Annotated in this window: 8 protein-coding genes; 6 read left to right on the top strand and 2 right to left on the bottom strand. The window is 61.9% G+C overall.

What is annotated here, in order from left to right; translation table 11 throughout:
* The first annotated feature begins 151 nt into the window (after positions 1–151).
* On the top strand, positions 152–946 hold the full coding sequence (locus tag VFZ97_12535) for a hypothetical protein (protein ID HEX6394263.1): 795 nt from the start codon (positions 152–154) through the stop codon (positions 944–946).
* Between the two features lie 8 nt (positions 947–954).
* Here the strand turns inward: VFZ97_12535 and VFZ97_12530 are convergent, their stop codons facing one another.
* Positions 955–2,226, bottom strand: a complete 1,272-nt coding sequence (locus VFZ97_12530) for a DUF222 domain-containing protein (GenBank protein ID HEX6394262.1) — start codon at positions 2,224–2,226, stop codon at positions 955–957.
* A gap of 282 nt (positions 2,227–2,508) precedes the next feature.
* On the opposite strand from VFZ97_12530, the gene VFZ97_12525 reads away from it, so the two are divergent.
* Together VFZ97_12525 and VFZ97_12520 are read left to right on the top strand one after the other, a co-directional pair.
* Positions 2,509–3,360: a hypothetical protein gene (locus VFZ97_12525; protein ID HEX6394261.1), complete on the top strand. Its 852-nt coding sequence runs from the start codon at positions 2,509–2,511 to the stop codon at positions 3,358–3,360.
* Between the two features lie 24 nt (positions 3,361–3,384).
* Positions 3,385–4,026 carry an LPXTG cell wall anchor domain-containing protein gene (locus tag VFZ97_12520; protein HEX6394260.1) on the top strand — a complete coding sequence of 214 codons (642 nt, stop codon included), beginning with the start codon at positions 3,385–3,387 and terminating at the stop codon, positions 4,024–4,026.
* On the opposite strand, the gene VFZ97_12515 is transcribed toward VFZ97_12520, so the two are convergent.
* Positions 4,027–6,171: a DUF4012 domain-containing protein gene (locus VFZ97_12515; protein ID HEX6394259.1), complete on the bottom strand. Its 2,145-nt coding sequence runs from the start codon at positions 6,169–6,171 to the stop codon at positions 4,027–4,029.
* Between the two features lie 718 nt (positions 6,172–6,889).
* On the opposite strand from VFZ97_12515, the gene VFZ97_12510 reads away from it, so the two are divergent.
* From VFZ97_12510 to VFZ97_12500, 3 genes are all read left to right on the top strand, one after another.
* Positions 6,890–8,341 (top strand): exopolysaccharide biosynthesis polyprenyl glycosylphosphotransferase, encoded by a 1,452-nt coding sequence (locus VFZ97_12510; GenBank protein ID HEX6394258.1) that lies wholly within the window; start codon positions 6,890–6,892, stop codon positions 8,339–8,341.
* Between the two features lies 1 nt (position 8,342).
* Positions 8,343–9,944: an oligosaccharide flippase family protein gene (locus VFZ97_12505; GenBank protein ID HEX6394257.1), complete on the top strand. Its 1,602-nt coding sequence runs from the start codon at positions 8,343–8,345 to the stop codon at positions 9,942–9,944.
* Between the two features lie 834 nt (positions 9,945–10,778).
* Positions 10,779–12,830 carry a glycosyltransferase gene (locus tag VFZ97_12500; GenBank protein HEX6394256.1) on the top strand — a complete coding sequence of 684 codons (2,052 nt, stop codon included), beginning with the start codon at positions 10,779–10,781 and terminating at the stop codon, positions 12,828–12,830.
* Positions 12,831–12,832: the final 2 nt, after the last annotated feature.

Raw genomic sequence — 12,832 nt, 5'->3', positions numbered from 1 at the left:
CGGCGAACGAGATCAGGGCGCGGGGGCACCGGGAGCAGGCCGAGATCGTGCGCCTACGAGAGGCCCTTGCCGGCGGGACTCGTGGGGCCTTGAATGGGGTGGCGAACCTGTTGAGGCGGAGTTCGCATCGGAGCGTCTGGAGGTGGGTTGATTGGCGAGCAACGTTGTCCGACTCGATGCGGGCGTGGGCGCCGAGGACGAGGCGCTCCGCGTGGCCGAGCAGGTTCACGACGAGGCGTTGAGAGTGGCCGAGGAGGTGGCTAACAGCGAGCGGGATCGAGCAGAAGCCCTGCGAGCGGCCACGGTTGCCAGGGCCGAGGTGGTTCGGGCTGCGACGGTCAGTCGGGCGGAGGCCTTGAGACGGGTCTCGACTCAACACGACGAAGCACTCAGAGGAGCGGAATCGGCGCGAGCGTCCGCGCTACGAGAGGCCGAGTCCGCTTACGGCCGGTCGCTCTCGACGGCCGAGGCTGCAACGGCGCGCACCGTCGAGGAGGCCTACCAGGAGGAGATGGCGGCCGCGCAACGAGCGCACGAGGAAGCTCTGAAGGCCGCCGAGGCGGCGGCAGAGAGTGCGATTGCTCGCGCCGAGGCCATCCGCAAAGCCGGCATGGAGCGCGCCGAGGCCATCAAGATGGCAGGGGAGAAGCGAGCCGCTGATCTGCGCCTCGCTGTCGCAGCGTACGAGGAGGCGCTTCGCCAGGCCGCCCGCAGACGCGCCGAGGATTTGCGAAAGGTTGCCCACGAGCACGACGAGGCGATGGCATCGGCGGACCTTCTATATCAGGAGGCTCTGCGCGCTTCCGCGGAAGCGCGGCCGACTTTGACGTCCTGGTCGACGAACGCTGAGACCGCCGCCGGTGAAGAGTTGATCGATGGGGGCGAGCGGGTCGAACCTGCGGTCGTCAACGTCCAGCAAGACTCCAAGGAGAAGAGACGCGGCTGAGGTTGCCGTCAGCTCGCAGTGGCAGCCAACAGGCCGTCGGACTGGAGGAGAGTGTCGACGATCATCGGGTAGTCCGGCCGGCCGCCGTCCCACTGGCAGCTATATGGCGTTACCGACCACGATTCCGCGGAATCGCGAACCGCCGTTGGTAGCGGCGCGGGAACTGCCGGAACCTCGACTCCGTTCCGGTTGAAGAAGCGAAGGCTCCCGTCGCTTAAGCGCTCCATCTTGAAGCCGCCTTCGTGCAGCCGGCGGTGATGCCGGTGGCACAGAAGGATCATGTTGTCGAGATTTGTGAGCCCTCCGTTGATCCAGTGATGAATGTGGTGGCCGTGAAGGTGTCCTCGGCGTGTGCAGCTCGGATACTGGCAATGATGGTCCCGGTGCCTGAGGGCCCGCTCGAGCGGACGATTCGGCCTGCGGGTCCGACGACCCACACCGACGACCTTGCCGGCGGAATCTTCGGTGATGGTGACGGTCGGTCCGTCGCAGGTCAGTCGCCGGGCGGTTTCGGCCGACAGCCCCGGGCCGTCGGACACGTGGCAAACCCCGGGGTCGGAATCGGTCGCGTCATCATCTGATTGGAGCGTCTTCTCTTCGACAAGGATGGTGACCAGGTAACGGTCATCGTCCGATCCGGAAGCCTCCGTGTTAGCGCCGTCGGACACGAGTTGCATGAGCGCGTCCGCGCGAGCCGCTGCTGGCGGGTTCCACGCACCTTCCCTATCCGCCGCTTCAACATCCCCGTGGCTTGTCGCGGCATCGATCGCTGCGGCGAAGAGCGCTCCCTCCTCCGCCGGCAGGCAGAACCGTCCCACCAGGTTGCCGTCGTCATCCCAGCTGTAGCTCAGCGCCATGCGCGTCAAACGCTTCTCCGTGAGCTCGTCGCTGGCCCTCGACGATCTGCGGTAGCCGCGCAAGGCGGTCTCCAGCTGGGCCGCGGTCATATATCCCGCCATTTCCACCAACTGCTCCTCGGTTTCCGCCGTGGCGACCCGGGTGATGGCCCGAACCTGCGAGTAGGAGAGCTGGCCGGTGGCGAAGCGTTCCCGCACCAAGGCGAAGCTGCCCAGCGAGGTCGCCACTCGGACCTGCTCGCGGGCGGTCACCGGGCTGATGCCGCACTTCCAGGACAGCCACGACGCCATGTCGTGGCACTCCCAGGGCTCCCATCCCCGCCGGCGGTCGAACTCGCCGGCTGCCATGAGGAAAGCGCAAGTTGCTTCTGCCATCCGGGCCGAAAGGCTGCACAGCTCCTTCTCGAGTTCATCGACGGACATTGATGCAGGGTCGTCGCACATGGTGGTAGTCTATCGAACAGGTGTTCGAACTTCACCACATTTTTTGGGCGTGCCAGTGTCGCTCGGACCGCAATGATCATTCGTCGAAGCAATACCAGAAGGGCTCGGAGCGTTCGTGATGTATCCATGCCTTCGTTAGTGGAAGACGCGTTTCGGAAAGCGTTGCGCGGGTAAACGTGTGCTGCTAAACACGAAACGTTTTTGGGGTAGGAGCCCTGACGCGACACACCCGCTACCGGGAGGGAGGGAAAGTTGCGAAGGTTGAGAATTGCTGTAGGTCTGATCCTTAGCGCCGTCGCAGCACTAGGACTTGTTCTTTCGGTTAATCCCACTGCTGCACGCGCGGCCCTCAACAACGTGGGCACCGGCGGTTACTGGCTCGTCGCTTCCGACGGCGGAATCTTCAACTTTGGAGGAGCGCCGTACTTCGGATCCACGGGGGCTATCCATCTAAACGCCCCGGTCGTCGGTATGGCGGCGACACCCGACGGTCACGGTTACTGGCTCGTCGCTTCCGACGGCGGAATCTTCAACTTCGGTGACGCGGCGTTCATGGGGTCGATGGGTGGTTCGCATCTCAACAGGCCTGTCGTCGGTATAGCCGCAACGCCTGATGGCAAGGGGTACTACCTCGTCGCCTCCGACGGAGGAATTTTTACGTTTGGAGATGCAAAGTTCCAAGGGTCGATGGGCGCCAGCCATCTGAACCAACCGGTTGTCGGGATGGCGGCCGCTCCAGGCGGCGGCTATTGGTTGGTTGCGGCGGACGGCGGCATCTTCACGTTTGGTGTTCCGTACTTCGGATCGATGGGAGCGAGCCACCTGAACAAGCCCGTCGTTGGCATGGCTTCGACGAACGATGGGAAGGGCTACTGGCTAGTTGCCTCTGACGGTGGGATCTTCAACTTCGGGGATGCAGGCTTCTTCGGGTCGACCGGAGCGATTCGTCTGAACCAGCCGGTGGTCGGGATGGCGGCAACCTTCCACGGAAGCGGTTACTGGCTAGTCGCCTCTGACGGTGGGATCTTCAACTTCGGTGACGCCGGGTTCTACGGATCGAAGGGCAACTGCGTCCTGAACAAGCCCGTGGTCGGCGTGGCAGCGAACGGGTAGCGGCAGAGAGGAGAAGCGAACGTCATGATCAGGCGCATCAGAATCTTCGGCTGGCTGATCCTCGCAACAGGTGCCGTGATGCTTGCGATTGTCGGTTCTTCAGACGCATGGGCGTACGGACCCGGCGGAGGAACTGCATCGGTGTCCGCGTCTGTTTTGCAGCAGCCCAACGGGCAGGCAACCCTCACGGTGAGCGGGAGCGGATACGGCCCCAGCGAGACGGTGCAGTTCGAAGTGTTCTCGCAAGGCGAGAGCGTAGGGGCGACGACAAGCACGGCTTCGGGCACGATCAGCACGATCCTCAGCCTTCCTGGGGGACTGGCCGCCGGTCAGCACACGCTCACCGGGACCGGAACGGTCAGCGGCAACTCTGGATCCACCAACTTCGTGCTGCCGCTGGCCACCACCAACCCCAACCCCTGCCCGGCAGCGTTCCGGAGCGGCCAGTCGGGGATCGTGCTCGCCGCCTTCTACAGCGCCCCGTGCGCGATACCCCCACTTGGGACTCATCTGCCGGCTTCCGCAGGTACCGCGAAGGGCGGCGGGCTGCTTCCCATCACGGGTACTCAGGTAAACATTCTCACCGGGTTGGGTGCAGGAGCGGTCGGCGTCGGTGGTCTCCTGGTGCTCGCTAGCCGGCGGCGTCGGGGCAGTAACTGGTCCTGATCAGCTGCTGAACCGCCAGGAGCGTGACTGGACCTCCCCGGCACTCTCATCGGTAGACCACGCCGTGCCGGATGACCCGGAACTGGTGGACACCCGAACATCCGCAGTCGGCGCAACGGCCAGTGGCTGCATTCGCAGGGTCATCCCGTAGCTCGAGCCACGGCGCAGCGATCCGTCGAAGTTGAGCCTGAGGGTGGAGGTCCCGCCCGCCGGTATCGCGAGGAAAGCGGAGTAGGCGGTTACGCCGTCCTCTTTGATGCCGGGCGAGAAGCCGACCGGTGTGCCGTTCACAGACGAGTCGGTGAGTATGAATGGGCTATAAACGGATAGCCACATGTCGTTGGTGCCCCGGGGGTAGGGCGCGCCTGAATTGATCCCGATGACGTAGTCGGGGAGACCTGACGACGGAGCGGTGTTCTCGAATTGGATGGTGACCGATCCCGAGACGTGCCCGGAAGCGGGGTTGTAGGTCACCTGGTCGTCGACGTGCTCCCGCAGGTAGGCGTCGATCTTGTTGTTGCCGGCGTTGGCCATCGTCACCGCCAGCAGGTCGCTTGACCGTCCACGCTTGGGAAAGCCGCCGGCGAGTCCGGCACGCTGAAGCAGTGGCCAGTCGGCGGGGTGACCGGTCCACAGCAAGAGACGGCCCTGGCGCACCTCGGGGCCCAAGACGGCGCCCAACTCCTTGGGTCCAGGGAGCGAACCCGCGTTGAGGCGGGAGAAGGCAGCGTCGACGGCGTCAGCCAAGAAGGCATCCCGTGACGGCTGGACCTTGTTGGGGAACAGCGTGTACTGCTGCCGCAGGAGGACGTCGCCGGCGTTGTCGGCGGTCAGAGGGAACGGCAGTCCCTTCACGTTCAGCGGGCCGGTGAAGTGCAGTAGCGCTGCGACGGCGTCGCCATCGAGAGCGAACACCCCATCAATCGGGCGGCCCGTGGTGTTCTGGTACATCTGCGCGATGACGCGCTCGACCGTCGGGAAGTCAGGTGAGTAGGTGACATCCTGGAAGTGCGACTCTGGGTGGAATGCTCCGTAGCGGGCGAGGTATTCGGGAACGCCGGTTACGAGGGGAGGATGGCTTCCTAGAGCGTTGTCGAGAGTGAGGATCGTCGACGCGTGGCCGAGGGTCAATCTGCCCTGGTCGGCAGTCATGAGCGCATAGATGCCGACGAAGCCGTCCAGCCCTCGAGTCTCTGAGGGTGTCATGAATGCCACGAAGTATTGGCGTGGACCCGCGGCGCCCAGGAGGCCGGGGGCGTCCTGGACCGCCAGCTGGCCAAGGCTGGCGTTGCGCTCGACCTTCTGCACTTCGGTCGAAAAATGGCGGAACCGCGTGGCCACCGGTGAAACGAGCCATTCGGATCCGCTGTGGGCGAGGTCAGCTTGCGCTCGTAAAAGTTGGGAGTTCAAGGCCGCGATCGGTCCGCCCATGGCGGCAAGAGCCGCCATATTGACCTGCCCATGGTCATAGCTGAGGCCGTGATAGTCGAGCCCCCGGGCTTCTCGGCTTGCGACGGATGTGAGCGCAGACGCTGCCCCGGTCGCGCCAGCGATCGCTCTCCGTTGCTGGGCAGCACCGGGAACCAGGAGTGCTCCGGCAGTCCACCATTCTCCGGTGCGCGAATGGGCGGCGCGGAGTGCCGACATTGCGGAATCCAGTTGCGTGGTCGCGGAGGCTGCGTCTCCCCCTTCAACCGCTGTGAGGGCCTGCTGCGCGAGGCTCACCCCTCGGGATGCAGCGTGCCGGGCCAGCAGGGCACCTGCGAGCAAAGGAAGGGTCACGATTACAGCTGCAGTGGCAAGTCCGATTGCTGACCGAGACATGATCCGGCGCCAGCGAAGGGTGAGATGCCGGTAGCTCGATGCGGCCACGAAGGCGAAGGCTGCGCCTGCAACAAGGGCGGTTAGTCCGTGAAATCCGACCGATGGCAGTCTGAGCAGGACTTGGATGGCCACGGCACCGATGACCGCCGAGATGCGGCGATAAGAGCGACGAAGAAAGCTGTAGGCGACGGAGGAGCCCAGCGCCAGACCCGCCGGGATGATCAGCCAGCCGCGTGACAACGCAGTTGCGACCGACGCAGTGACAATGATGGTTGCGCGGTTGCAAGTGCTCGCGACGACTGTCAGGACGCCAGCAAGCAAGGCGGTGTAAAGCGGATCGAGTGCGGCGTTCCCCGTGGGGTGGCAGTTAGCAAGCGCCCCGGCGACGGCCGAAGAGACAGCAATTGCGCCAATGAGAGACGCTGCTCTGCGGGAGGTTCGCCGACGTCTGACAGATCGCGCACGTTGTCGTAGGGCATATCCAGAAGGTTCTTCGTGCCACGACAGACTTGTGTCAAGCGCCCCGCGTGGCTCATCGTGCTCGCTCAACGCTTGGCAATCTAACGAAACACGAAGGATCGTTGTTGGCCGTATGGTCCTCTGCTACGGTGCGTTCAGCGGCAATGGATAGTTCATGGGTGGGTGGAAAGCTACGCGCGGGGAAAGGGCAGACTCTGCCCTCAGTAGAACGACATTAACTCGGCACGCGGGTCAGCGAGATTCCGTCAGTTTCGCGGCGGCCCCAACGGACGCAACGACAATGATCGTTGCGCGGACCGAACTCCCACCGCGGCCGAGGTCAACGTAATGAAGAAAATTGCGAAGTGCGCGGCGCGAGAAGATCGTTGACGTTGCGTGCGGTTTGACATGGCCGAATTACATCCCCGCCGCAACACGATGCAGTCGGTGGATTCGTTGTTGGCTGATGGGGCTTTTGGGTACGGTTTTGTTGACCGGCAACTTAAGTGCATCGTTGATGCGATTCGCGCTTACCAGGGGCGGGCTCTGCGTTCGTTAGTAACGGAATAGAGATGGCCAAATGCTCTGGCAGATGAAGTCCGATCGACGTGCCTACGATTTGGATTCGGAGATGAGGGACGACGGCGTCACGGGGTTCGCCGCTGGGGCTCACGAGATGCAAACCATCGCATCCATTCCTCCGTCTCAGGAGGTGCGTCTCAGAACCCTCCGAGTTGTTCCGCGGCTGACCAGCGACTTGATCTCAGTTGCAACAGGCTTGGGGATATTCAGCCGGATACATCGGGGTTTCAGTCCCTCCCAGGTCTACTTTGCGGCCGCATATCTGACAATCGCCGCAGTCATTGACGCGACACACGTGCGTCGTGCTTGGAATTACGTCGAAGAGTTCGTCGTTTCGATGAAGACGGTCTTCTGGGCGACCGTCTTGGTGTCAGCCGGTGCGTTCTTCGTTGATCGAAGTCTGTCACGGATCCTGTTTGGGTCCGTTGCCCTAGTGATGCTCCTCCTTAGGCCACTAGCGGCCGCGTTGGCCGACCGGGCCAGCAGCTCGCGGCGGGTCCAAAACCAGGTGGCTGTGGTCTCAGCACCTGAAGAGTTCGAGGAAGTCCTGGCGGCCTTTAAGGAGGTGGGGACAAGCAGGCTCTCGTTGACTAGAGCAGAGTGCGTTGATCTGACTAAGGACCGGGGAGGCGTGGTGGTCACCGGCGACTTGGTCTCGTGGTGCAAGATGGTGCGCCCGACAAAGCTCGTGGTCGGAGATCGCGTACGTGGCGATCAAAGACTCCTAATCGAACTCGCGCGGATCAATGAGTACGGAACCCGGATCTCCTCTATTGGCCACTTCTTTGAGGAAGAATTGAGCCGGGTGCGCCTTGGGAGCCTCGATGGGTCATGGTTTGTTTTCGATATCGGCCCGCTTCATCGTCTCGGGTATCGCTTCGCGAGGCGAATCGTGGATCTAGTCTTCGGCGTGGCTGCCGGCGTCGTCTTGTTGGTGTTGCTGCCGTTCATCACCGTCGCAGTAAAACTCGATTCCAGAGGACCGCTGTTCTTCTCGCAGCGGCGAGTGGGCCAGCATGGCAAGGTCTTCACGCTGCACAAGATCCGCAGCATGTCCACCACGGCAGAGCAGGATGGGCCCCAGTTCGCCCGCCATAAAGATGAACGTGTTACCGCGGTTGGCCGCGTCATTCGCCGGTGCCGTGTCGATGAACTTCCGCAAGCGCTGAACCTCATCCGGGGCGATCTATCGCTCATCGGGCCGAGGCCGGAGCGTCCTCAGTGGGTTGAGATCTACCGCAAACTGATCCCCTTCTACGATAAACGTACCATCGTGAAGCCCGGCATCACCGGATGGGCGCAGGTGCACGAAGGGTACAGCTCGTCGCTCGACGAGGCGACCCGAAAACTTGAGCGCGACCTCTATTACATGCGGTACCAGTCTCTCGGGCTCGATCTAAGGATCGGATTGATGACCTTGTCGAGCATCCTGCGTTTTCAAGGTCGATAACTTGGCCGAATCTCGGGTTGGCAGAAGCGGCGCCGCTGTAGCACGAGGGATTGCTGCCAACACCGCAGCGTTGGCGGCTGCCCGGATCAGCGGCCTGTTAGCAGCGGTCGCCGTAACGCCGATTCTCTTATCGCGCTTGGGTGCTGCCCGTTTCGGCACTTGGTCGATCATTTCCGGATTGGTTGCTCTGGTCAGTCTCGCTGACCTCGGCCTCTCCAAGACGGCGGTCCGAGAGGTGGCTCGGACTGTTGAAGTTTCGGATCCGACGGTCGCCATTCTTGCGCTCAAGCTTGTCAGGTATTGGGGTTTGGCAATCGCAGGTCTATTGATGGTGCTGACCGTGGCCACATGGCCCGTACTGGCCGACTTAGTTCCGCGATTGGGAGTCGGATCGGATTACCGCTATTGCGCTCTATTCGTTATTACGTCCTTTGCTATCGACGCCTTCGCGGCCCCGTGGCGCGCTGTTCTCGAGGGGAAGAGACGCTTCTCGGACGTCGCAGCGATTTCGACGGTGGCCGCTGTGGTCATTGCACTCGGAGACGCGTTCGCGGTCATCTTGAGCAAAGGACTCCCGGGCTTGGGGATGGTCGCGGTCGCAGGGAGTTCGCTGCAGGCGACTCTCCTGCGAAGCCGCTCACTGCGTCATGGCGCGGCGTTCAGATCCCGTTTCAAGGGGTTTCCTCGCCATCGTCTGCACCCGCTATTGGCCTACGGCACGAGAGTGCAAGTTTCGAATGTCGCAAGCGTCGTCAACAACGACACAGACCGACTTGTAGTAGGAGGGATCGCGGGAGCGGCCACCGCAGGATGGTTCGATCTCGGATCAAAGTTGGTCAACGGGCTTCGGCTGCTGCCCTTCTTGGCGTTGTCGACCACATTCCCCCTAGCAGCGCAACTCGTCGCAGAGGGAAAGCGGGACGAGTTGACCGCGCTGTATTACAGGGCCACCCACCGCTTGGCGGTATTCTCGTTTACCTCCGGAGCTGTATTCATAGTCTGTTCCCGCCCCCTCGTGGAGCTTTGGCTAGGGCGCCAGATCCCTTTCGCCGCAAAGACCCTGACGATACTGGTCCCCGGATGCACTCTGGCCATAGTTGGGGGCGCAGCAACGACTCTCTGTTGGGCAGAGGGTAGGCCGGGTATACCAGCGCGCTATTCAGTTATCACGGCGATAGCCAACGTTGCCATTACTGTGCCAGCGGTAATTATCGTGGGTCCGATCGGAGCACCCGTCGGCACGTCTCTGGCGGGCGCGTTAGGGATCGTCTACTTGCTGGCACGCTTTCATCGCGACCCAGACCGTCCAGCGGCCCTCTTGTGGCGAGCCATTGGCATCCCGTTCGTGTCGTCGGCACTGGCCGGCGTGACAATGGCCCTGGCCGCCCGACAAATCCATTTCTCTGGTCGGCTATCGAGCGCTGTGACGGTCCTTGCCCTCGGGAGTGGAACCGTCTTGGTTGTTGCAGCCAGCCTCCTGATTTTGGGATTGATCGAATGGTTGCGCGGATCATCTCACCTAAGTCTTGTTCAGGCCGTGATGAGTAGTGCCACAGGATCTTCGCCTTCCTCAACCGGAGTTCCCTCAGATGCAGTCCGCTGAAGTCGTCGAGCGTTCGTGTCCACTCTGCGGAGCAATGGAGCGTCGCCTGAACCCCACGTGGGGAGACGTGATCGAAGAGTGCGACGGGTGTGGCTTAGTCTCAACTCGGTTGGCTGTTGCCGAACCATCGCAACCCGATCTCTACGATGCTGAGTACTACGAGAGTGGAGGGTACTCGCGATACTTCGAGCGGGCTCCATTGTGGCGTTTCATTGCTCGTCGCCGGCTTGACTGGATATTGAGCCATTTAGACGCGCACTCCCTGGTTGAGGTCGGAGCCGCTGGGGGATTCTTCGTGGAGGCCGCCGTTCAGCGTGGAATCGCGGCATTTGGAATCGATCCCTCAGGTGAAGCTGTGGAGTACGCCACACGAGACCTTGCGGTTGACTGTCGGACTGGAACCTTCGAAGAATCATCCTTCGACACCGAGGTCGACCTTGTCTGCGGTTTCCACGTTTTTGAACACGTGGAGGATCCTCGCCGCTTCCTTACGCGGGTACGCCAGGTACTCGGAGGCGGCGGATATCTGGCCTTAGAGGTACCAAACTTGGCGTCCGCCGCTGCGGCAAATCAGGGACCCGCTTGGCCGGCACTGCAGCCTAGATATCACCGCTGGCACTTCACCCCCGAAACACTGGTCGCCTTAGTTCACAGGGTGGGCTTTGAAGTGTGCCAGTTGGATACTGCATTCACCAGGATGTACGTGCCCCCGGAACACTGGGTTTCTCCCGAGATGCTGAGAGCTACGTTTCGAGACTTGTGGTGGGCCCGCACATTCCATCGAGTGCACCCGCACGATGGGGACAACATCCGCTTATTAGCGAGGACGGCACCGTGAAGCACGACCGGCCCGTCGACGTGTCAGTACTGATTGTTAGCTGGGAGACCCGCGATCTCACACGGAAATGTTTGGATTCCTTGCAGGCCAGCGTGGCTCCCGGCACTGAGTTCGAGGTAATCGTCGTTGATAACGGGTCTAGCGACGGGAGCCGGGACATGTTGAAGGCAAAGTCCGACATTACTCTCATCTCTAACCAGCGTAACCTCGGTTACGCGGCTGCCGTCAATCAAGCGTATTGTCATGCTCGGGGGAGGTACGTTCTGCTCCTAAACTCAGACGTTGAAGTTTCTCAGACCGCGCTGAGCCGATTGGTTGAATTTCTGGACAAGCATCCCGCCGCCGCCGGAGTGAGTCCGGCACATTTCGACCCTGATGGAAGCCTACAACTGTCTTGCCGGCGCTTGCCGGTACCCGCTTCGGTATTCGGCTCAATCGCCATGCTGAGGCGATTCCCATGGTTTCGAAGGCAATACGCCACTTTCGAGATGCGGGATGTCGACCTTTCGGCCGCACGCGCGGTTCCTCAACCGGTCGCGAGCTGCCTGCTGTTGCGTCGCGATGATTCCGACGTCGTGCTCATGGACGAGGGTTATCCGCTCTATTTCAACGACGTCGACCTGGCTCGCCGGATCGGCCTGTCCGGACGGCAACTCTGGATAGAGCCGGCCGCTACTGTCATGCATGCGCTGGGCGCCTCATGCTTCCGACTGCCTGACCACATTCGAGCGCGCCACCACCTCGCCTCGCTGGTTCGATATTTGCGCAGAAGCCAAACGCTGAGTCGGCCTCTCCTGTGGCTTTTCTTGGGCGGTACCTTTATTGATCGAGTGTTCAGACTGGCGGCCCGATTGCCTGGCCGGATGCCCTTGGGGGACCTTATGGCGGCCCTGAAGGGCGAGCCCGGCTCCCTTCCTCAACCACCTGGCGACACCTGGGTAATTGTGTGCAGCCCAGTGCCTTGGAACGATCCCCGTCAGAGAGTGCATGCGTTGAGCAGACTGCTCGCCCGGTCCCGCCGGGTTCTTTTTCTCGAGCCTCCCTCGTTGAAGCCCAGCCTGGTGTTTCAGGTTGTTCCAATAGAGCGAGGGATCTGGGCTGCAACCCTCCCGACCATTCTCCCGCTCTACCGTCACCTCCCAGTGGCCAACTACGTCAATAGGGTTGTGGCCAGTCGCATATTGCGCAGGTGGCTAGACCTGCACCCTGGACCGCGGTTGTTGTGGTTAGACGAGGACTTGGCGGAACCGATGAGCGGTCGGATCCAAGAGCGGCATCGCGTATATGACATTGGCGATCTTGACTGGACCTTCGCTCGTTGGTGGAACCGCCGCTATCTGCGTCGTTCGTGTAAACGGTGCCTCGCGAAGGCAGAAATTGTATTCACTTCCTCCAGCCAACTCGCCCTCGAGTTACCAGCCGAACCCGCGGCACTCATCGAACTCGTCAATGGGTGCGATCCCGAGCACTTCGCGCCCAATGGAGGCCTTAACCCGGATGTCGCCGATCTGGCGGCTCCTCGGATCGGCTATCTGGGCGCACTCGACGAGCGGGCTTTCGATACTGAGCTTGTCCTTGGTGCAGCAAGATTGCGTCCCAATTGGACCTTCGTCTTGGTGGGGCCGGGGCGCCGCTCCGTTTGTCGGCGGCTTTCTGCCATGGAAAACATCCACCTCCTGGGTTCGGTGAGCTACGACGCCGTTCCCGAAGTCCTTCGCTCCTTCGACGTATCGCTGATCCCTTATAAGGTCAGCTCTCGGACGCGCTACGTCCACCCGAAGAAGCTTTATGAATACCTCGCGGCTGGCAAGCCGGTGGTCTCGACGCCGCTGCCTGCCGTAGTAGCCAGCCAAGTTCCTGTGTGGTTTGCGTCCACCTCAGGATCACTGGTGGATGCGATCGAGTCGATTCTCGCCCAGGACGCCGGAAACGGCTGGTCTAGTTCGACATTGCGACAGCTTGCCATCGCCAACAGTTGGAGTCGTCGCGGCGAAATTCTCGAGCAAGCATTGTCCGAACTGGACATTCCGATAAGCCGTCGACCCTGAGA

This window comes from Acidimicrobiales bacterium, assembly GCA_036378675.1.
GTDB lineage: Bacteria > Actinomycetota > Acidimicrobiia > Acidimicrobiales > Palsa-688 > DASUWA01.
Note: the sequence above shows the minus strand (reverse complement) of the source record. Positions and strands in the feature narration are given on the sequence as shown.